Here is a 21178-nt window from a genome sequence, read left to right on the forward strand (position 1 = left end):
CGGCCGACGGCGCACCCGACTGGCAGCGTGCCGTCTTCGTCGAAAAAGACATCCAGATCGGGCAGGGCCTCGGCGGGCAGGGCGGGGCTCCAGCCGCTGTCGTCGTCGGCTGGCGCGGGCGGCTGGGGCGCGGGTTCGGCCGCGGGCCAATCGGCCTCGCCGAACAGCGGCAGCGTGTCTTCGTCGGGGCGGCGTCGGCGGCTCATCGCAGGTCCTCCACGGCGTCGAACAGGGCCGACAGGCGTTCGATCAGCGCGACGTCGGGGCGCAGGCTCCAGACGCCGGCGGCGCTGCCGTCGGGGTTGCGCCAGCCCGGGCGCACGCCGCGCACGAACAGCACCATCGCGCCGCCGAGGTGGCGCTCGGGGTCGTAGGCCGAACGCCGCGCGCGCTGCCAGCGGTGCAGCGCGACCAGGTACAGCAGCGCCTGCAACTGGTAGCCGTGGGCGGCGACTTCGCGCGCCACCGGGGCCGGGCCGTAGTCGGCGGCGTTCCAGCCCAGGTGGTTGGACTTCCAGTCGAGCACGTGGCAGCGGCCCTGGTGTTCGAACACCAGGTCCATGAAACCGCGCAGATAACCGTGCAGCGTGCTGAAAGCCAGCGCCGGCACCGGCAGCCCGGCGTCGCGCAGCACCGCGGCCAGTGCGTCGGCACGCAAGGCCGGCGCCGGCAGGCTGAACTCAAGCTCGGCCAAGCGTTTGCCGCGCGCCAGGTCGGCGAGCACGACACCACCCGGCAGCCGGGTCGCGAGCACGTCGCCGAGCAGGTTTTCCAGCATCGGCGCCAGGCGGGCGCTGTCGGCGCCGTCGGCCGGCGGCTGGGCCTTCAGCGCACGCGCGGCGGCTTCGGGCCAGCGGGCGGCGTCGGCGAAATCGGCGTGTTCGAACAGGTGGTGCAGGCATTCGCCGGCGGCGGCGCCGCGTGGGAAACGCAGCACGTCGTCGGCCGCGAGGCCCGGCGGCGGCGCCGCGCGTGCACCGCGTTCGGCGCCGTCGTGGTCCAGCGCCGCGCCTTCGTGGCGCAAGCCCTGGGTCAGGCTGCTGTAGCTGCCGATCCACCACGCCGGCGGGATGCGCGCCGGCGGCGCCAGCGCCTGGATCTTGTCGGGGTCGGCGCGTTCGGGCGCCACCGGCGTGCCGGGGCCGGCCGGCAGCGCACGCAGCGCGACCTGCGGCGAGTTCGCTTCGGCGAAAGCCTGCCAGGCGGCGGCGATCTGCTCCGGCGTGCGCCTGGCCTGCAGCCAGGCGGCGGGCTCGCTGGCGCCGTCGTCGACCAGCCAGTGGATCAGCGCCTTGCCGCTTTCCTTGCTCGAACGTTTGCACTGGTAGCTGCCGACGACCAGCACCAGCCGGTGCACCGCGCGTGTCAGCGCGACGTAGATCAGGCGCAGCGTCTCGGCCGCCTGCTCGACCGCAGCGCGGTCGGCGGCGCCGGGGTCGGTTTCGGCGTCGCCGAAGACCCAGAGCTGGCGGCCGTCGGCGTCGTGCAGCTCCTGGCCTTCGCCGCTGGCGCCACCGCCGGGGTGGCCGTCCCAGACGAAGGGGCAGAAGACCACCGGGTACTCCAGCCCCTTGCTCTTGTGGATGGTGACGATCTGCACCAGGTTGCGGTCGGACTCGAGACGCAGCTGGGTTTCTTCGTCGCCGCCGGGTGCCTGGCGTTCGTCGTGCAGCCAGCGCTGCAGCGCCTCAGGCGCCAGGCCGGTCTCGGCGGCGCGCTGCAGGCATTCGGCCAGGTGCAGCCAGTTGGTCATCCGGCGTTCGCCGTCGGCGCGTGCCAGCAGGCGGGCGGCGACGCCTTCGTCCTGCATCCAGCGCCGCAGCATCACCGCGACGCCGCGTGTGAACCAGGTTTCGCGGTAGGCGGCAAAACGCTGCACCCGTTCGCTGAGCGCGGCTTCGTCGTCGGCGAGCGCGGCGATGGCCGCGGCCTCGGCGCCCATCGCTTCGGTCGCGAGCGCGGCGCGCAGGCGTGCGGCGTTGGCCGGCTCCAGCACCGCGGCGAGCACACGCTCCAGGTCTTCGGCGTCGGGGCTGGCGAAGACGCTGGCCTGCGACAGCTCGACGCTGCCCACACCCAGCGCCGCCAGCGCCTGGCGCATGCGCCAGCCCTGGCGGTGGCTGCGTACCAGCACCGCGATGTCGCCGGCGGCCAGGCCCCGCGCGCCCAGCGTCGCGTCGCCGCGCCGGCCGGCTGCCACCAGGCGTGCGATTTCGGCGGCGCAGGCCTGGGCGGCCCGCGCCTGGGCCTGCGGCTTGGCCAGCGGCTGGCCTTCGTCGTCGGCCGGCAGCTGCCAGAGTTCGAGCGCGGCGCGCCCGGCGCCGGGGTCGGCGAAGGGTGTGCGCGGTTTGGCGCCGCAGCCCACACGCTGGTAATCCAGCCCCTCGAGCATGAAGGCGCGCGGCTGCTGCGCGAACAAGGCGTTCAGCGCGTCCAGCAGCGGCGCCGACGAACGCTGGTTCTCGGCCAGCGTCCAGTGCGCGCCGGCACGCTCGCGCGCCGCCAGATAGGTGTGCAGGTCGGCGTTGCGGAAGCTGTAGATCGCCTGCTTGGGGTCGCCGATCAGGAACAGCGGCGCCTCGCCGCCGCCGTAGACGGTCTCGAAGATAGCCCACTGCAGCGGGTCGGTGTCCTGGAACTCGTCGATCAGCGCCGCCGGGAACCGTGCGCGCAGCGCCGCCGCCAGCCCGGGGCAGTGGCCGCTGCACAGGCGCTCGTGCAGGTTCTGCAGCATGTCGTCGAAGGCGACGACGCGGCGTTCGCGTTTCAGTTCCCGCAGCCGCGCCGGCGCTTCAGTGAGCAGGTCCCGCAGCAGCCGCAGGCGTTCGGCTTCGAGCGCGGCGCGCGTGGCGGCCAGCGCCTCCAGCAGCGCGTCGGCGAGTTCGAAAAAGGCGTGCGCTGCCGGCGGCGCCTGGTCCTTCTTCGGCTTGAGCCGCGTCTTGCCGAGCAGCGGCGCCTTCTCGACCGCTTTGGCCGGTGGCGCCAGCAGCGCCTGCGGCGCGGCCGTGATCTGGTCCCAGGCGCGCGCCGCGGCGGCGACGCTGTCGGCCTTGTAGATGTTGGCCGGCAGCCGCGGCAGCGCCTCGTGCACGATCGCGAGAATGCGTTCGCGCTCGCCGCGCCACAGGCTGCGCGCGTCCGCGAACAGTGCGTCCAGCACCGTCGTGTCGCCGCCGCCGGCGGGCGCGTCCAGCGCCTCGGGCCAGACCAGCCGCGCCAGCGGCCGGGCACCACGGCGGCGCAGCAGCTCGGTCCATTTCTCGGGCGTGTCGCCGCGCGACAGCAGCAGCGCCGCCAGCGCCGGCGACAGGCCTTCGCCGGCGACACGCCGGCGCCAGAAGTCGAGCACGACCTCGCGCCGCAGCGCCGCGTCGTCGGCCAGTTCCAGCTGCATCGGCATCGCCGACGCGAAGGGCGTGTCGGCCAGCGCGCGCTGGCAGAAGCCGTGGATCGTGAAGATCGAGGCTTCGTCGAAGGTCTGCAGCGCACGTTCGATGCGCTGGTGCATCTCGGCGTCGGCGAGTTCGACCCCGGGCCGGCGCAGCGCCTGCAGCAGCCCGGCGACGAAGGGGTCGGCCAGCGCCGCGGCGTGGCCGTCCAGCGCCGCCAGCACGTCGACCAGGCGCGCGCGGATGCGTTCGCGCAGTTCGGCGGTGGCGGCGTTGGTGAAGGTGACGACCAGCACCTGCTGCAGCTCCAGCCGTTTTTCCAGCAGCAGGCGCAGCACCAGGCCGCAGAGGTTCCAGGTCTTGCCGGTGCCGGCCGAGGCTTCGACCAGCGCGATGCCGTCCAGCGGGCAGGCGAAGACGTCCAGCGGGCGGGCGACGGCGGCGGGCGTGAAGGCGTTCATGCGAGCGCGCTCCCGCCGGCGTGCGCCAGCAGCGGTTCGAACACCGCACGGGCGAGCGCCGGGAACTCGCCGCCCAGCGCGTCGGCGATGTGGCCACGCAGCGCCAGCCGGTGCGCTTCTTCGCCGCCTTCGGCCCAGGGTGTGCGTTCGGTCGTGGTCCAGACCTTGGCGGCGTCGAGCTCGCCGTGCTGCACCAGCGCCAGCGCGCTCTTCGGATAGAAGGGCAGAGGCTTGACCAGCCCGCGGCGGTACAGCGCCATCAGCCCGGCCAGCAGCGTGCGCGGCGAATCGGGTGCACGCAGCTCCAGCTCGCCATTGGCCAGGATCCAGCGTGTGCGTGGCGCGACGCCGGCCGGCGCGGCTGCGGCGATCACCAGGTGCTGGAGCCAGGCTTCGAGCAGATCGGGCGCACGCAGCGTGCGCCAGCGCCAGCGCAGCAGGCCGCTGGCGCGCAGGTCGGCAAAACCGGCGGCCAGCGTCCAGCGTTCGCCGGCGAGATCGAACACCAGCTCGGCGCCGACGGCCGGCAGCAGCGGCTCGGCACCGGCTTCGCGCACCTGCGCAGCGAAGGCGCCCAGGCGCGCGAGCTCGGCTTCACGTTGCTGGCGGCCGAGCACACCGGCCGGCAGTTCGGTGCCGGCTTCGGCCAGCGCCGCGGCCTGCTCAGGCGTGGCGCCGGCCAGCAGCGCCGGCAGCAGGCGTTCGGCGAGTGCGTTGCGCGCCAGCGCGTCGGCCACCAACGGCTCCTCGTCCTGCAGCGCCTCTTCGTCGTGGCGCAGCGCGATCTGCAGCCGCCGGCGCAGCAGGTAGCGGCAGGGCTGGCGGAAGAACTCGACCAACTGCTCCAGCGTCGTGCTGCGCCACTCGTCGCCGGGCGGCGGCAGCGGCAGCGTGAAGAAGGGTGCGGCGGGGTCGGCCGGCGTGGCCTCGTCTTCGTCGTCGGCGTCGGCCGGCAGCGGCGCCAGTGCTGGCACCGCGGCGGCGGCGCCGTGGCGCAGCGCGGCGGCGAGTTCGGCGTCGTGGCTGCGGCGGCGGGCATCGCCATCGGCGCCGAAGAGTTCGAGCGCGAAAGACTGCAGCGGGTGTTCGACCGTCAGCGCCGCACGTGCCGCGGCCAGCGACGCCGGGTTCTCGGGATCGTCGGCGACCGCTGGCGCCAGCACGTCCAGCAGCTCGGCCACCAGCACCGAAGGCGGCAGCGGCGCGTTGTCGCGCACGCTGCGGCCACGCCAGCTCAGGTGCAGGCGCTCGCGTGCCGCCAGCAGCAGGTCGAGGAAGACGTTGCGTTCGTCGAGGCGGCGCTGGCGGTCGCCGCGCCGCGGCGCCAGCGCGACCAGGTCGAACTCGGGCGCACGCGCTGTCGTCGGGAAGGCACCGTCGTCCAGGCCGATCGCGCAGACCACGCGGTAGGGCAGGCTGCGCAGGCTGGACATCGCCGCGAAGCAGACTGCGCCGCCGGGCACGCCACCGCGTGCCGGGTCGTCCAGGCGGTCTTCGAGTGCACGCCGCAGCACCGCCAGCGGCAGCGGCGTGGCGCCGGCGCCGGCTTCGATGTCGGCGCCCAGCTGCAGCAGCGTGCCGCGCAGCTCGCGCAGTGCCGGCAGCTCGTCGCCGGCCGGGTCGAAGAATCGTTCGGTCGCGGCCAGCAGCAGCCGGCTCCAGGCGGCCGCCGGGCGCGGTGCCGCGGCCTCGTCGTGCAGCGCCTGCAGCGCCCGGGCGTAGGACCAGAAGGCGCCGAGCGCGACCGCGCCTGAACCTTCGGCGCCGCCGGCGGGCAGCAGCCCGGCGAAGGGCTGGCCGGTATGCGCCGGCAGCACGTGGCCGAGGAACAGGCGCTCCAGCGCGTCGGCCAGCGTGTGCCGCGGCTCGGCCGGCAGGCCGTAGCCGGCGCGGTGCGCGGCGTCGAAACCCCAGCGCAGGCCGCTCGCCAGCAGCCAGCCGTGCAGGCGTTCGAGCGCGGGCTCGTCGAGGCCGAAACGGCGCGCCACCAGCGGCTGCTGCAGCAGCGCGAACAGCTCGCTCGCCGGCAGCCGCGACTCCACCAGTGCCAGCAGCGCCAGCAGCGCCCGCGCCACCGGGTCGCTGCCGCTGCGGCCGCGGCCGGTGATGCCGTAGGGGATGCGGCGCGACGCCGGCGCGGTGCCGAAGACGGCGTCGACCAGCGGCGCGGTGGCTTCCAGGTCGGGCGTGACGACGAGCACGTCGGCCGGCGCGAGCGTCGGGTCGGCGGCGAACAGTGCCAGCAGCCGGTCGTGCAGCGCCTCCAGCTCGCGGGTGCGCGAATGCGCGACGTGGAACTCGATGCTGCGGTCGCCGGCCAGATCGGCGGCCGAGGCGGGTTCGAGCTCGGCCGAGTCGAGGATGCTGTTCTGCAGCCGCCCGAGCAGGGTGTCGCCGGGGTGTTCGAGGAACAGATGTTCGTCGACGGCGGCGGCATCGGCGGCTTCCAGCAGGACGTCGATCTGGGCCTGCGTCTGCTGGCCCCAGCCGGCGAGCAGCCGGTTGCCGATCTCGTGGCCGGCGTCGCGGCCGGCGGCACGCAGCCAGGCCAGGCGGCGGGCGTCGACGAGCTCGAACCAGTACTCGCGGCAGGGGTTGAGCACGTAGACCTCGACCTCGATCGCCTGGCCCAGCGCCGCCAGCAGCCGCGCGTGCAGCGGCGGCATCGTCGGCAGCGCGAACACGTGCACCCGCTCGGGCAGGCCGGCTTCACGCGCACGCGCCGCGCCGCCCGGGCGCGACAGCGTCTCGATGAAACCTTCGATCGGGTGCCGGCCCGAGACGCCGGTCTCGGCGACGATGCGCCGCCACAGCGCGGCCTGCCAGTCGGCGTCGGCCGCCGCGGCATCGCCGGGGAAGGCGACGCTGCGCCCGGTCAGCCACTCGGCCAGCCATTCGGGGCGGTAGGTCACGTACTGCTCGACGACACGCGCGATGCGCAGCGCCAGCTCCCAGCGCATCACCGCGTCGGCCTGCGCCAGGTAGCCGGCCAGGCGCGGGTGCGGTGCCACCCACTCGGCGTCGCCGAGCGCACGCCAGACGCGCCAGGCCAGCACTTCGGGCGCGAACGGCGACTGCGCCTCGTCGATGCCGGGCACGACCCGCGCGATCTGGCGCCACAGCCACTGCGCGAGGTAGTCGAACTGCAGGTGCGCGCAGACACCCTCGGCGTCGGCGAAGGCCAGCGTCAGCCGCCGGCGCAGCGCCGCGCTGGGCACGACCAGCTGGTCGGCGACGAACAGGTCGGCACGTGGCTCGGCCAGGCGTGCGCCCAGCAGCGCGGCAAGCGCCTCGAAGCGGTTGGAGAAATGCAGCGTCAGCATCGGGTGGCGGCGGGAGTCTAGGGCCGGCGCAGGCTGCGGGCCTTGTCGACGGGCGGGTGCCGTGCGGGCAGTGTCGGTCCTCGGTGGCTCAGGGTATGAGCCCGGCGCGAGCGGCGCCGCGAGAACTAGTGCCAGAGTTTTCTTCAGTTCGGTTCAAGTCCGCTGATCGGGCGCCGAAATCTCGAAATACCCCGGTTCGCCTGAGCCGGAGACAAGAAAGGTCTAGCGGCATGCGCGTGAACGAGCCCGTCACCCAGCGCGAAGTGGAAATGGCTGAAGGCAGCGTGCTGGTCTCGACGACCGATGCGAAGGGCCGCATCACGCACTGCAACAACGCCTTCGTGCGCATCAGCGGCTTCGACTACGACGAACTGATAGGCCAGCCGCACAACCTGGTGCGCCATCCGGACATGCCGCCGGAAGCGTTCAAAGACATGTGGATGACGATCAGCAACGGCCGGCCCTGGACCGGCGTCGTCAAGAACCGCTGCAAGAACGGCGACCACTACTGGGTTGTCGCCAACGTCACGCCGGTGCTGGAGAACGGCAAGCCGGCGAGCTATATGTCGGTGCGGCTGAAACCGACGCGCGAGCAGATCCGCGACGCCGAGGCCTTGTACGCCCAGGTGAAGGCGGAGCGCGAGTCGGGGCGGCACACGATCCGCTTGCATGCCGGCGGCGTGCGCTTCCACGGGCTGCGCGACATCCCGTACCGGCTGTTCCGGATGTCGCTGACGGTGCGGCTGTTCGGCGCGCTGTTCGCGCTGGTCGCCGGCACCGCCGCGGCGGGCTGGTTGTTCGACAGCGTCTGGGCCCAGGTCGCCGCGACGCTGGTCGGCTGCATCGTCATCGGCAGCTGGTTCCACGTCTCGATTGCCCGGCGCCTGGACGAGTGCACGCGCACCGCGGCCCAGATCGCCGGCTGCAACCTGACCGGCCGCATCGACTACGACCCGCGCCACCCGCTGGGCAAGCTGACGCGCAACATCTGGCTCGCCAACCTGAACATGCAGGCCATCGTCGCCGACGTGCGTGTCGAGGTCGCGGGCATGACCTCGGCGTCCAAGGAGATCGCCCAGGGCAGCAACGACCTGTCGCAGCGCACCGAGACCCAGTCGTCCGAAGTCCAGCGCACGGCTTCGGTGATGGAACAGATCACCGGCACCGTCAAGGCGACGGCCGGCACCGCGCAGCAGGTGGCGCGTGTCAGCCAGGACGCGACCGAGGTCGCCGGCCGCGGCGGTGCTGCGGTGGTCGAGCTCGTCAAGACGATGGAGTCGATCGAGAGCTCGTCCAAGCGGGTGGCCGAGGTCATCCAGGTGATCGAAGGCATCGCCTTCCAGACCAACATCCTGTCGCTCAACGCCGCGGTCGAGGCCGCGCGTGCCGGCGAGCAGGGGCGCGGTTTTGCCGTCGTCGCCAGCGAGGTGCGCGCGCTGGCGCAGCGCAGCAGCCAGGCGGCCAAGGAGATCCGCGAGCTGATCGGCAGTTCGGTCGAGCAGGTGACCGACGGCGCCCGCCGGGTGCAGACCGCCGAGGGCGTGATCGCCGAGGTCGTGCAGTCGGTGCACCGCGTCGGCACGCTGGTGGCCGAGATCACGCACGCCACCGGCGAGCAGTCGCAGGGCATCGCCGAGGTCAACGGCGCGATCTCGACGATAGACCAGTCGACGCAGCAGAACGCCGCGCTCGCGGAGCAGGCCGCCGCGGCCTGCGTCGCGCTCGAGGCCCGCGCGGCGACGCTGGTGCGTGCGGTTCAGATCTTCCGCGTCGCGACGAACTGACTTCTTGGACGCCGCGATGGTGCCAATGGGCACCTCCGGCGCATCAAGCCGGCAGCGCCAAGCGGCCGCCGTGGACCGGCTTTGCCGGGCCACTGGCGGCGCCCCCTCGAGGGGGTGCGCCGAAGGCGCTGCGGGGGTGGGTCATTTCCGTTTGGGCAGTGCGATGACCGTGCCTTCGCGGCGCGGGTCGGCGGCGCCGTACTGGCGCCCCGTCGCCGGGTCGACCAGCACCGCCTGCACCGAGCCGATGTCGGTGATCGACACCGTGTAGCCCAGCGCCTTCAGCGCGTCGACCGTGGCCTGCGGCATCGCCGCCTCGGTGGCGACGCTGCTGCCGGCACCGGCGACCGATACGCGCGGCGCGTCTATCGCCTGCTGCAGCCCCATCTTGTGGTCGACGAGGTTCAGCGTCACGTTGAACACCGAGTTGATGATGGTCGCGCCGCCGGGCGAGCCGTAGGCCACGACCGGCTGGCCCTCGGGCGTGAACAGCATCGTCGGCGCCATGCTGCTGCGCGGGCGCTTGCCGGGCTGCACGTCGTTGTAGCCGGCGCTGCCGGTGTAGGGGTTGGTGCTGGGCGCGAGGTTGAAGTCGGTCAGCTCGTTGTTCAGCAGGAAGCCGAAGCTGCGGAACGAACCGTCCTCGCGCTTGTAGCCGGCGAACACGCCGATGCCGTGCGAGGACTCGATCGTGTTCGTGTACGAGACCATGTTGCCCCAGCGGTCGACGACCGAGAAATGGGTCGTGGTCTCGCCCGGGCCGGTCACCGGGGCGGCGACGGCGAGCTTGCGGCCGGCCTTCAGCGGCGCGCCGTCGTAGGGCCGCGGGTCGCCGGCCGTCGGGTCGGGCTGCTGGCGCACGCCGGGCACGATCAGCGCGCTGCGCTGGGCGACGTACTGCGGGTGCAGCAGGCCGCGCACCGGCACCGGCACGAAATCGGGGTCGCCGGCCCAGACGGCGCGGTCGGCGAAGGCCACGCGCATGGTTTCGGCCATGGTCTGCACGGTCTTGGCTTCGCCGAAGCCCCAGCCCTGGCTGGCGTCGCCGATGGGGAAACGTTCGATCAGGCCCAGCATCTGCAGCACCGTCGTGCCGCCCGAGGACGGCGGCGGCATGGTCTTGAGCTTCCAGCCGTGGTAGCCGCCTTCGACCGGCGTGCGCAGTGCCGGGGCGTAGGCCGCGAGGTCGGGGTAGTCCATGCTGCCGCCCTTGCTGCCGGGCTCGGTGCGCTGGAACTTCTGGCCCTCGACAATGCCGCGTGCGATGTCGCAGCCGATCTCGGGCTTGAGCTGGTAGAAGCAGTCGGGGCCGCGTGATGCGATCAGCCGCAGCGTCTGCGCCAGCGGTTCGTTGACGATCAGCTGGCCGACCTCGGGCGGCACGCCGCCGGGGCAGAAGAAGGCCTCGGCTTCGGGCGAGTTGCGTGCGCGTGAGTTGCAGCTGGCGCTGACGTAACGCGGCGTGGCCTCGAAGCCGTCGGCGGCGAGCCGGATCGCCGGCAGCATCACCCGGCCCAGGCCGAGCTTGCCCCAGCGTTCGACGGCATAGGCGGTGCCGCGCACCATGCCCGGCACGCCGACGGCCACGCCCTGCAGCGTGGGGTTGGGCACGCCGACGAACATGTCCGGCGTCGCGCCAGCGGGTGCGGTTTCGCGGCTGTCGACGATGAAGGTTTCGCCGCTCTCGGCCAGGTGGACCATCATGAAACCGCCGCCGCCGATGCCCGCCGACTGCGGCTCGACGACGTTGAGCGCGTAGGCGATGCCGACCGCCGCGTCGACCGCGTTGCCGCCCCAGCCGAGGATGCGTGCGCCGGCTTCGGCAGCGTAGGGGTTGGCCGCCGAGACGACGCCGCGGCGCAGGCCCTCGACCTTGGCCGCTTGGGCGACCGCGGCCAGTTGCGGCGCCGGGCGCGCGGCCGGCGCGGCGTCGCGTGCACAGGCGGCTTCGGCCAGCAGCAGCAGCGCGGCCAGCGGCAGTGCGGCGGCGGCGCGGGAAACGGGCGTCTTCGGCATCACGGTCCTTCGCAGTTCGGGCCGGGGCCCTGGGCGAACCGATGCTGCCTTCGCCGCCTATGGGCGGCAAGCGTGCCGACCCCCGGCACCGGGGGCGATCGGTATCAGAAGGTGACCAGCCCGGCCTCGGCGTCGACCTTGACCATTGGCCGCGCCAGCGCGCCGGCGGCGGCGCGCGCGTAGTCCTGGCGGAAGTTTTCGTCGTCGTGGAAACCGCGCCAGCCCACGGCGCGTGCGATCGCGGCCAGCTTGTCGGCCACCAGCACCTTGCCGAGCGCGCGCAGCGGCTCGCAGTCGTTGGCGATGAACTGCTCGTCGAGCCAGCGCCGGGCGACGTCGGGCGCCCACGGCGAGTCGTGGTCGGGCAGGTTCACGGTCAGCTCTTCGGGGCCGAACACGAGGCGCACGGTCGCTCTCATCGAAGCTCTCTCCTCCACCAGCGGGTCGGGCCAGTCTAGGGCGCCGCGCCACGCGCGCCCATCGGGCCTTCCCTGCGGGCCTCGTGCTCGATCCGGCAGCGGAGAAAGTATCAGTTTAAGTTAATTGAATATAGCAAAAATGCCAATTCCTTCGCGGTTTCGTGAAGGAATGCGTGCGGGCCCCGACGCCCGATTAAGGCGTGCTACAGCGGGGTCGCCTGGAGTCGATAGGCGTATGCATACGGCAAACCAATACGGTGGGCCGTCCCGCCAACCCCTCCCTCGCTCGAAACGACCTGTCCATGACGGAACTCTCCCTGCCGCGCCCCCGCACCGCCTTGGCCGCGGCGCGTCCGAGGCTGTCGCTGCGCCGCTGGCGGGCGACGACGGTCGCGCTGCCGCTGGTGCTGCTGCTCGGCGCCGCCGCCTCGGGCGAATGGGTGGGCTGGCTGGCGCTGCTGGCGCTGCTCGCCGTCGCCGTCTGGAGCGACCGGCGCAGCGCCGCCCAGGAGCGCCGCCACCAGGACGAGATGCGCAGCTGGCTCGACGGCCAGACCGCGCTCGGCCGGGATCTGGCGCCGCTGTGGTCGGCCCACGTCGACGGCGCGCGTGGCCAGATGGAGAGCGCGATCGTCGCGCTCACCGACCGTTTCGGCGGCATCGTCTCCAGCCTGGACACGGCGCTGGCTGCCGCCGGCTCGGGCGGTGACCACGGCGCCTCCGAAGTCCAGGGGCGCAGCCGCCGCGACCTGGAAGGCGTGCTCGGCTCGCTGCAGGCGGCGATGGACGGCAACGCCGTGCTGCGCCAGGCGGTGCAGCAGCTCGCGCCTTTCGTCGCCGAACTGCGCGAGATGGCCACCGAGGTCTCGGCGATCGCCTCCAAGACCAACCTGCTGGCGATCAACGCCGCGATCGAGGCCGCCCACGCCGGCCCCGAGGGCCGCGGCTTCGGCGTGCTGGCGCAGGAGGTGCGCAAGCTCTCGGCGCAGTCGGCGACGACCGGCGAACGCATGGCGCGCGACGTCGACGCGATCTCCAAGGCCATCGTGCAGGCCTGCGGCAACGCCGACCGGGCGGCCGCGACCGAAACGCAGACGCTGGCCGCGTCGCAGTCGGCGATCCATGGCGTGCTCGCCGACTTCGAGGGCGTCACGCGTTCGCTCGAAGCGGCGGCCGCGCGGCTGCAGACCGAGAGCCAGGGCATACAGGGCGAGGTCGTGCAGGCGCTGGTGCAGCTGCAATTCCAGGACCGCGTCAGCCAGCGCCTGAGCCACGTGCGCGACAGCCTGCTGCACCTGGCCGCGCTCAGCGACAGCGTGCGCCAACGATTCGAACAACAGGGCAGCAGCGCGCCGCTGGACACCGGCGTGCTGCTCGAGGAGCTGCGCAGCAGCTATGCGATGTCCGACGAGCACCTGACGGAGACGGCCGCCGGCACCCCCGCCGCCACGCCGGCGCCTGCCGCGCCGGCCGAAGACGCCGTCACCTTCTTCTGAACAACCGCCTCACACCAGGAACAGCGGACATGGGCAAGACCATCATGATCGTCGACGACTCGGCCTCCTTGCGGCAGGTCGTCGCCATCGCGTTGCGCGGTGCCGGCTACGACGTGCTCGAGGCCTGCGACGGTGCCGACGGGCTGCGCAAGCTCGTCGGCCAGAAGGTGCACCTGATCGTCAGCGACGTGAACATGCCCAACCTCGACGGCATCTCGTTCGTGAAGGCGGTCAAGCAGCTGGCGGCCTACCGCTTCACGCCGATCGTGATGCTGACCACCGAGTCGGCCGCGAACCGCAAGGCCGAAGGCCAGGCCGCCGGCGCCAAGGCCTGGGTGGTCAAGCCCTTCAACCCGCCGCAGCTGCTGGCGGTGGTGCAGAAGCTGGTGCTGCCGTAGCCCGCCGGCCGCCGCAAGGAGCCCCGATGACCCCGACAGACACCTTCGCCATCGACGGCGAACTGAGCATCTACCGCGCGGGCGAGCTGCGCGAGGCGCTGCTCGCCCGGCTCGCCGAAGCCGTCGCACACCCGCTGGAGATCGACCTGGCGGGTGTCACCGAGTTCGACAGCGCCGGCGTGCAGCTGCTGTTTGCCGCCAGGAAGAGCGCTGCCGCCCGCGGCCGCGAGCTGCGCCTCGTGCGCCACAGCCCGGCGGTGCTGGAGGTGTTCCAGGCGCTGGACCTCGCCGGCCACTTCGGCAACGCGCCGAACCTGCCCGCCGCGCGCTGACGCCGGGCCACCAGGGAGACGACAACGTGGACATGGACGACGCACTGAAGACCTTCTTCAGCGAGGCGCGCGAGCTGCTCGCCGAGATGGAGACGGCGCTGCTCACGGCCGAAGAGAGCGGCGGCGCCGCGGCCGACGTCAACGCCATCTTCCGCGCTGCGCACACGATCAAGGGTTCGGCCGGGCTGTTCGGGCTGGACGCGCTGGTGCGCTTCACCCATGCGCTGGAGAGCGTGCTCGACGACGTGCGCGCCGGCACCCTGCCGCTGGCCGGGCCGCTGCTGCCGCTGCTGCTGCGCTGCTGCGACCACCTGGCCAGTGGCATAGACACGATCGAGGCCGGCAGCGAACCCGATGCCGGCCACCTGGAGGAGGAGCGGGCGCTGCTGGTGCGCCTGGGCGACTTCGGTGCCGCCGGTGCCGCCGAGGCTGCGGCCGCGGTGCAGCCGCGCACCGAAACCCGGCCCGGCGAAGGCCAGTGGCATCTGTCGCTGCGCTTCGGCCCCGACGTGCTGCGCAACGGCATGGACCCGCTGTCCTTCATCCGCTACCTGTCCACGCTGGGCCGGGTCGAGCGCATCGTCACGCTGCCCGACGCCGTGCCCACGCTCGAGGGGCTGGACGCCGAGGCCTGCTGCCTGGGCTTCGAGATCGCACTCGTCACCGCGGCCGACCGGGCGACGATCGAGAGCGTGTTCGAGTTCGTCATCGACGACTGCGAGCTGCGCGTGGTGCCGCCCGAGAGCCGCATCGCCGAGTACGTCGACCTGATCCACGCGCTGCCCGAAGGCCCCGAGCGCATCGGCGAGATCCTGGTGCGCTGCGGCAGCGTCACCGAGCGCGAGCTCGAGGAGGCGCTGGGCCGCCAGCGCCAGGCCGACCCGGCGCCGCGTCTGGGCGCCATCCTCGCCGAGCAGGCGCAGCTCGCGCCCGAGGTCGTCGAGGCCGCGCTCGAGAAGCAGCGCCAGACGCGCGAGCACCGCTCGCAGGACGCGGCCACGATCCGCGTCGACGCCAGCCGGCTCGATCGCCTGATCACGCTGGTGGGCGAACTCGTCATCGCCGCCGCCGGCGCACAGCAGGCCGGCCGCCGCGTGCGCGACCTGGAGCTGCAGGCCGCGCATGCGACGCTGGCCGAACTGGTGCAGGAGGTGCGTGACGGCGCGCTCAACCTGCGCATGGTGCGCATCGGCGCCACCTTCTCGCGCTACAAGCGTGTCGTGCACGACGTCGCCCGGGAGCTGGGCAAGGACATCGAACTGCGCATCAGCGGCGAGGACGCCGAGCTCGACAAGACCGTGGTCGAGAAGCTGGGCGACCCGCTGATGCACCTGGTGCGCAACGCCATCGACCACGGCATCGACTCGCCCGAGCAGCGCCAGGCGCGCGGCAAGCCGGCGCGCGGCGTCGTCGCGCTCAACGCCTTCCACGACTCGGGGTCGATCGTGATCGAGGTCAGCGACGACGGCGGCGGCCTGGACCGCGAACGCATCCTGAAGAAGGCGCGCGAACGCGGCCTGGTCGCGCCCGACCACACGCCCAGCGAACACGAGATCGACCAGCTGATCTTCGAGCCCGGCTTCTCCACCGCCGAGCAGGTGACCAACCTGTCGGGCCGCGGTGTCGGCATGGACGTCGTCAAGCAGAACATCGCCGCGCTGCGCGGCAGCGTCGAGCTGCGCACGCGGCCTGGGCTGGGCACGACCGTCACCGTGCGCCTGCCGCTGACGCTGGCGATCATCAACGGCTTCCAGGTCGCGGTCGGCGGCTCGATGTTCGTCGTGCCGATGGAGATGGTCGACGAGTGCGTGGCCTACAGCTGCGCCGACGGCCACGACTACACCGACCTGCGTGGCCGCGTGCTGCCGCTGCTGCGTCTGCGCGAGCAGTTCCGCCTCGGCGGCCAGCCGCCGGCGCGCCAGAACATCGTCGTCGTGCAGGCCGCCGGCGCGCGCTGCGGGCTCGTCGTCGACGCGCTCCACGGCGAGAGCCAGACCGTCATCAAGCCGCTGTCGCGCATGTTCCAGCGCATCCGCGGCATCAGCGGCTCGAGCCTGCTGGGCTCGGGCGACGTTGCACTGATCCTGGACGTGCCCGCGCTGCTGGCTCAGGCCGGCCCGGGCTCCCATTCAACCCTCGAGCGCCGCGCGGTCACCGCGTGACGCCGGCTCCCACCCCGTTTCCTAAGGACCTGTCATGTTCGGAAAAATGAAAGTCGCCACCCGACTGACCCTCGGGTTCGGTCTGGTCATCGCGCTGCTGGTCGCGCTGTCGGTGCTGGGCATCACGCGCATGCAGGACGCTGCCAACGCCCTGGGCGTGATCGTCGACGACCGCGTGCCCAAGACCGCGGCCGGCGAGGGCATGCTGAAGAAAGCCATCGACAACGGCCGCCAGGCCCGTGCGCTGCTGCTGGCGCGCGACGACGCCGAGATGCAGAAGGCGCAGAAGACCATCCAGGACAACCTGGCCGCCAGTGCCGAAGCCTCGGCCAAGGTCAAGGCGATGTCCTCGAACCCCAAGGGCCTCGAGTTGGTCGCCGCGACGGACAAAGTGCGCGAGGACCTCGTCGGCAAGTTCCCGGCGTTCTTCGCGCTCGCCCGCCAGGACCGGACCAAGGCGATCGAGTACATGGTGGCCGAGATTGCGCCGGTGAACACCGCTTATCAGCGGGCCGTGCAGGCCCAGCTCGACTACTACGAAGAGCAGATGAAGGAGGCCTCGACCACGGCGCAGGCCGAGGTCGCCGAGGGCATCAAGCTCATCATCATGCTGGCCGTCGCCGCGATCGTCGTCGCCGTGCTCGTGGCGCTGCTGATCACGCGCAACCTCGTGCGCACCCTCGGCGGCGAGCCGGCCTATGCGGCCGACGTGCTGGGCCGTGTCGCTCAGGGCGACCTGACGGTCGAGGTCGCGACCAAGGCCGGCGACGAACGCAGCATGCTGTTCGCGGTGAAGAACATGGTGGCCAAGCTCTCGCAGGTCGTCACCGAGGTCAACCAGAGCGCCGAGGCGCTGGCCGGTGCGTCCGAGGAGGTCAGCGCGACCGCGCAGTCGCTGTCGCAGTCGGCCAGCGAGCAGGCCGCCGGCGTCGAGGAGACCAGCGCCTCCATGGAGCAGATGACGGCGTCGATCGCGCAGAACACCGAGAACGCCAAGGTCACCGACGGCATGGCCACGAAGGCTGCGACCGAAGCCCAGGAAGGCGGCGAATCGGTCAAGTCCACGGTCTCGGCGATGAAGCAGATCGCGCAGAAGATCTCGATCATCGACGACATCGCCTACCAGACCAACCTGCTGGCGCTGAACGCCGCGATCGAAGCCGCGCGGGCCGGTGAACACGGCAAGGGCTTCGCCGTCGTCGCCGCCGAGGTGCGCAAGCTGGCCGAACGCAGCCAGGTCGCGGCGCAGGAGATCGGCGACGTCGCCGGCTCCAGCGTCGAACTGGCCGAACGTGCCGGCCGCCTGCTCGACCAGATCGTGCCCAACATCCAGAAGACCTCCGACCTGGTGCAGGAGATCACGGCCGCGTCGCAGGAGCAGTCCACCGGCGTCGGCCAGATCAACGCCGCTGTGACCCAGCTGAGCCAGACGACGCAGCAGAACGCCTCGAGCTCGGAAGAGCTGGCGGCCACGGCCGAGGAGATGAGCAGCCAGGCCGAGCAGTTGCAGCAGGCGATGGCCTTCTTCAAGCTGAGCAGCGCGCCGGCGGCGCGTTCGCGCCAGCCGGCCGCGCGTGCCGACAGCCCCGAGCGCCGGGCCGCGGCCGTGATCCGGCGCGCCGCGGCACCGGCCGGCGGCAGCGCCGCCACGGTCGACGAGTCGGACTACGTCAACTTCTGACGGGGGCGCCGCGATGATGCCCACTCTCGTGTCCCCGGGCGCCGCGGTGCTGCGCCCGGTGCCCCCGGCCGACGCCGACCCCGGCCAGGTCCTGACCTTCGTGCTCGGCGGCGAGTTGTTCGCGATCGCGATCCTCGCGATCAAGGAGATCATCGAATACCGCGCACCCACCGAGGTGCCGGCGATGCCGCAGGCGGTGCTCGGCGTCATCAACCTGCGCGGCGCGGTCGTGCCGGTGATGGACCTGCAGGCGCGTCTGGGCCGCAGCCGCTCCACGGTCGGCCGGCGCTCGTGCATCGTCATCGTCGAGATCGCCGACGGCGACGGCTCGCAGGTCGTCGGCGTCGTTGTCGACGCCGTCAGCGAGGTGCTGGAGATCCCGGCCAGCGAGATCGAGCCGCCGCCGAGCTTCGGTTCGCGCGTCCCGGCCGACTTCATCCTCGGCATGGGCAAGGTGCGCGGGCGCTTCGTGATCCTGCTCGACGTCGCGCGCGTGCTGGCGATCGACGACCTGATCGGCGCCGCCGCGCTGGCCGCCTGACGCCTGCGCGGGAACAGCCCATGTCCTCGGCTCGTGTCGCCTTCGATTCGATCCTCGTCGTCGACGACAGCGACGTGCAGCGGCGCCACGCCGCCGGGCTGTGCCTGGAACTGGGCGTGCGGCGCGTGCACGAAGCCCCCGGCGGCGCCGAGGCGCTGGCGCTGCTGCAGGAGCTGAAGCCGCCGCCGCAGGTCGTCTTCGTCGACCTCGAGATGCCGGAGATGGACGGCATCGAGCTGATCGAGACGATGCAGCGCCGCGGGCACCTGCTGCCGCTGGTCGTGCTGTCGGCCCGCGACGGCGCGCTGATCCACTCGGTGGAGGTGCTGGCGCGCGAGATCGGCATGCCGGTGCTGGCGGCGCTGTCCAAGCCGCTGGCGCGCGACGCGCTGGCCGCGGTGCTGCTGCGCCAGGCCAGACCGCGCCCGCACCGGCGGCCCGATGCCCAGCTGCCGCCGGCCGCCGACCTGGCCGAAGCGATCCGCACCGGCCAGGTGGCGGTGCACTACCAGCCCAAGGTCGATCTGCGCACCGGGCTGTTGCGTGGCGTCGAGGCGCTGGCGCGCTGGCGCCATCCGGTGGCCGGCGACGTGCCCGCCGGCGGCTTCGTCGAGCTCGCCGAGAACAGCGGCCTGATCCGCGACCTGAGCTATTCCGTCATCGACAGCGCGCTGGCCTGCGTCGCGTACTGGAATGCCCGCGGGCTGCGGATGTCGATGGCGCTGAACCTGTCGCCGCGACTGCTCGGTGCGCCCGACCTCGTCGGCGAGCTGCTGGCGCGGGTGCAGGGCCACGGTCTGGAGCCGCCGCAGATCGTGTTCGAGCTGACCGAGGGTTCGGTCGTGCAGTCCTACGACGGCGGCATCGGCGTGCTGACGCGGCTGCGCCTGAAGGGCTTCGGGCTGTCGATCGACGACTTCGGCACCGGCTACGCGTCGATGAGCCAGCTCGCGCGCATCCCGTTCAGCGAACTGAAGATCGACCGCCGTTTCGTGCACGGCGCCTCGGTGCGCCACGCCCAGCGCATGCTGGTCGAGTCGGCGCTGGAGACGGCGCGCCGGTTCGAGCTCGTCAGCGTCGCCGAAGGCGTCGAGTGCCTGGCCGACTGGCAGCTGCTGCAGAACGCAGGCTGCAACGTCGCCCAGGGTTATCTGATCGCGCGCCCGATGCCGGCCGAGGACCTGCCCGGCTGGCTCAAGAGCCATCAGGCGCGGCTGCCCGAGCTGCGCGCACCCCAGTCTGCCGTCTGAAGGACCGATGAACGATCCCGCCATCTCCGAACGCGAGTTCGAGCGTTTCCAGCTTTTCATCCACGAAGCCGCCGGCATCCGTCTGTCGCCGGCGAAGAAGGCCCTGGTCAGCGGCCGGCTCTCGCGCAGGTTGCGTGAACACGGCCTGGGCAGCTACGAGGAGTACTACAGCCTGCTGCACAGCGGCGACGCGCCCGGCGAGTTCCAGACCGCGATCGACCTGCTGACGACCAACGAGACCTACTTCTTCCGCGAACCTCGCCATTTCGATCTGCTGGAACAGATCGCGCGCGAGGCCGCGGCCGAGGCCCGGCCGCTGCGCGTCTGGAGCGCGGCCTGCTCCAGCGGCGAGGAGTGCTACACGATCGCGATGGTGCTGGCCGAGACCATGGGCACGACGTCGTGGGAGGTGATGGGTAGCGACATCAGCAGCCGCGTGCTGGAACGCGCGCGCAGCGCGCGCTACCCGATGGAGCGCGCGCGCCAGGTGCCGCCGGCGCTGCTCAGGCGCCATTGCCTGCGCGGCCAGGGGCCGGCCGACGGCACGCTGCTGGTGGCGCGTGCGCTGCGCGAGCGTGTCAGCTTCGCCCAGCTCAACCTGAACCGGCCGCTGCCGGCGATCGGCCGCTTCGACATCGTCTTCCTGCGCAACGTGATGATCTATTTCGACGCCGACAAGAAGCGCGAGGTCGTCGCCCGCGTGCTCGGCCAGCTCGTGACCGGCGGGCACCTGCTGATTGGGCACTCGGAGACCCTGCACGGCGTCAGCAACGCGGTGCGCCAGGTGGCGCCGTCCACCTACGTCAAGGTCTGAACGCGGTGGCGGTCAAGCCGATACAGGTTCTCGTCGTCGACGACTCCGCGGTGGTGCGCCAGGTGCTGGGCGCGCTGTTCGCGCAGACGCCCGACTTCGAGGTCACGACCGCGTCCGACCCGATCATCGCGATGGAGCGCATGCAGCGCGCCTGGCCCGACGTCCTCGTGCTCGACGTCGAGATGCCGCGCATGGACGGCCTGACCTTTTTGCGCAAGCTGATGCACGAGCGGCCGACGCCGGTCGTGATCTGCTCGACGCTGACCGAGAAGGGCGCGCGCACGACGATGGAGGCGCTGGCGGCCGGCGCGGTGGCCATCGTCACCAAGCCGCGCCTGGGGCTCAAGCAGTTCCTCGGCGAAGCCGCCGCCGAGCTGGTGGCGACCGTGCGCGGCGCCGCCCAGGCGCGGCTGCATCCGCGGCGGGCGCCGGCCGAGCCGGCGCCGGTGCCGGCCAAGCTGAACGCCGACGCGGTGCTGCCGCCCTCGGGCGCACGCGCGATGTCGCAGACCACCGAACGCATCGTCGCGCTCGGCACCTCGACCGGCGGCACCCAGGCGCTGGAGCGGGTGTTGACGGCGCTGCCGCGTGTCTGCCCAGGCATCGTGCTGGTGCAGCACATGCCCGAACGTTTCACCGCCGCCTTCGCCCAGCGCCTGGACTCGGTCTGCGAGGTCGAGGTGCGCGAGGCCGGCACTGGCGACCGAGTCATCCCGGGCCGGGTTCTGATCGCCCCCGGCGGCCGCCACCTGGTGCTACGGCGCAGCGGCGCCTACTACCACGTCGACGTCGTCGACGGCCCGCCGGTCAACCGCCACCGGCCCTCGGTCGACGTGCTGTTCCGCTCGGTCGCACGTGCCGCCGGCGCCAATGCCACCGGCATCATCATGACCGGCATGGGCGACGATGGCGCCGCCGGGCTGCTGGAGATGCGCCAGGCCGGCTCGCGCACGCTGGCCCAGGACGAGGCGAGCTGCGTTGTCTATGGAATGCCGAAGGAAGCGGTTCGACGTGGATCTGTCGAACGCTCCGTTGGGCTGGATCAAATCGCCCGCGAGATCGTCGCTTCGGCCTGAAGTCCGGCCCCTAAACCGTCGCCAGCGTGACGTATC

At 72.3% G+C, this 21178-nt stretch carries 15 protein-coding genes; 10 read left to right on the top strand and 5 right to left on the bottom strand.

All coding sequences use genetic code 11. The features are described 5' to 3' along the window. From CKO43_RS03535 to recC, 3 genes are all read right to left on the bottom strand, one after another. Positions 1–206 (bottom strand): hypothetical protein (locus CKO43_RS03535; protein ID WP_200377844.1); only part of this gene is annotated, 206 nt, incomplete at its 3' end. Next, positions 203–3850, bottom strand: a complete 3648-nt coding sequence (gene recB / locus CKO43_RS03540) for an exodeoxyribonuclease V subunit beta (RefSeq protein WP_200377845.1) — start codon at positions 3848–3850, stop codon at positions 203–205. The genes recB and CKO43_RS03535, both read right to left, overlap by 4 nt. After that, complete coding sequence (recC, locus tag CKO43_RS03545; RefSeq protein WP_200377846.1) at positions 3847–7173, bottom strand: exodeoxyribonuclease V subunit gamma; 3327 nt, start codon at positions 7171–7173, stop codon at positions 3847–3849. The genes recB and recC overlap by 4 nt, the downstream gene beginning before the upstream one ends. A 269-nt stretch (positions 7174–7442) precedes the next feature. On the opposite strand from recC, the gene CKO43_RS03550 reads away from it, so the two are divergent. Further along, positions 7443–8957, top strand: a complete 1515-nt coding sequence (locus CKO43_RS03550; protein WP_242481041.1) for a methyl-accepting chemotaxis protein — start codon at positions 7443–7445, stop codon at positions 8955–8957. Positions 8958–9098: 141 nt separating this feature from the next. Here CKO43_RS03550 and ggt read toward each other — a convergent pair whose 3' ends face one another. After that, positions 9099–10973 (bottom strand): gamma-glutamyltransferase, encoded by a 1875-nt coding sequence (gene ggt, locus CKO43_RS03555; RefSeq protein ID WP_200377848.1) that lies wholly within the window; start codon positions 10971–10973, stop codon positions 9099–9101. Positions 10974–11077: 104 nt separating this feature from the next. Further along, the gene (locus tag CKO43_RS03560) at positions 11078–11392 is read right to left on the bottom strand and encodes a hypothetical protein (protein ID WP_207184856.1); all 315 of its coding nucleotides are present in this window, start codon (positions 11390–11392) and stop codon (positions 11078–11080) included. A gap of 302 nt (positions 11393–11694) precedes the next feature. Here CKO43_RS03560 and CKO43_RS03565 point away from each other — a divergent pair, with 302 nt between their 5' ends. From CKO43_RS03565 to CKO43_RS03605, 9 genes are read left to right on the top strand one after another with little or no spacing between them, the layout of a single operon-like run. Continuing rightward, a complete protein-coding gene (locus CKO43_RS03565; RefSeq protein ID WP_200229898.1) occupies positions 11695–12888 on the top strand; it encodes a methyl-accepting chemotaxis protein in 1194 nt (397 codons plus the stop codon). A gap of 29 nt (positions 12889–12917) precedes the next feature. Next, positions 12918–13286 (top strand): response regulator, encoded by a 369-nt coding sequence (locus tag CKO43_RS03570; protein ID WP_200229896.1) that lies wholly within the window; start codon positions 12918–12920, stop codon positions 13284–13286. A gap of 26 nt (positions 13287–13312) precedes the next feature. After that, on the top strand, positions 13313–13618 hold the full coding sequence (locus tag CKO43_RS03575) for an STAS domain-containing protein (protein WP_200229893.1): 306 nt from the start codon (positions 13313–13315) through the stop codon (positions 13616–13618). A gap of 26 nt (positions 13619–13644) precedes the next feature. Then, the gene (locus CKO43_RS03580) at positions 13645–15780 is read left to right on the top strand and encodes a chemotaxis protein CheW (RefSeq protein WP_200377849.1); all 2136 of its coding nucleotides are present in this window, start codon (positions 13645–13647) and stop codon (positions 15778–15780) included. Positions 15781–15826: 46 nt separating this feature from the next. Next, positions 15827–17461: a methyl-accepting chemotaxis protein gene (locus CKO43_RS03585; protein WP_200377850.1), complete on the top strand. Its 1635-nt coding sequence runs from the start codon at positions 15827–15829 to the stop codon at positions 17459–17461. Positions 17462–17474: 13 nt separating this feature from the next. Next, complete coding sequence (locus tag CKO43_RS03590) at positions 17475–18002, top strand: chemotaxis protein CheW (RefSeq protein ID WP_200229890.1); 528 nt, start codon at positions 17475–17477, stop codon at positions 18000–18002. 20 nt (positions 18003–18022) lie between these two features. Continuing rightward, positions 18023–19252 (top strand): EAL domain-containing response regulator, encoded by a 1230-nt coding sequence (locus CKO43_RS03595; protein WP_200229889.1) that lies wholly within the window; start codon positions 18023–18025, stop codon positions 19250–19252. Positions 19253–19259: 7 nt separating this feature from the next. After that, positions 19260–20066: a CheR family methyltransferase gene (locus CKO43_RS03600; protein ID WP_200229888.1), complete on the top strand. Its 807-nt coding sequence runs from the start codon at positions 19260–19262 to the stop codon at positions 20064–20066. Between the two features lie 5 nt (positions 20067–20071). Beyond that, a complete protein-coding gene (locus CKO43_RS03605) occupies positions 20072–21142 on the top strand; it encodes a chemotaxis-specific protein-glutamate methyltransferase CheB (RefSeq protein ID WP_200229887.1) in 1071 nt (356 codons plus the stop codon). Positions 21143–21178 lie beyond the last annotated feature (36 nt).

Origin of the sequence: Rubrivivax gelatinosus (assembly GCF_016583785.1) — a bacterium.
Taxonomy (GTDB): Bacteria; Pseudomonadota; Gammaproteobacteria; order Burkholderiales; family Burkholderiaceae_C; genus Rubrivivax; species Rubrivivax gelatinosus_B.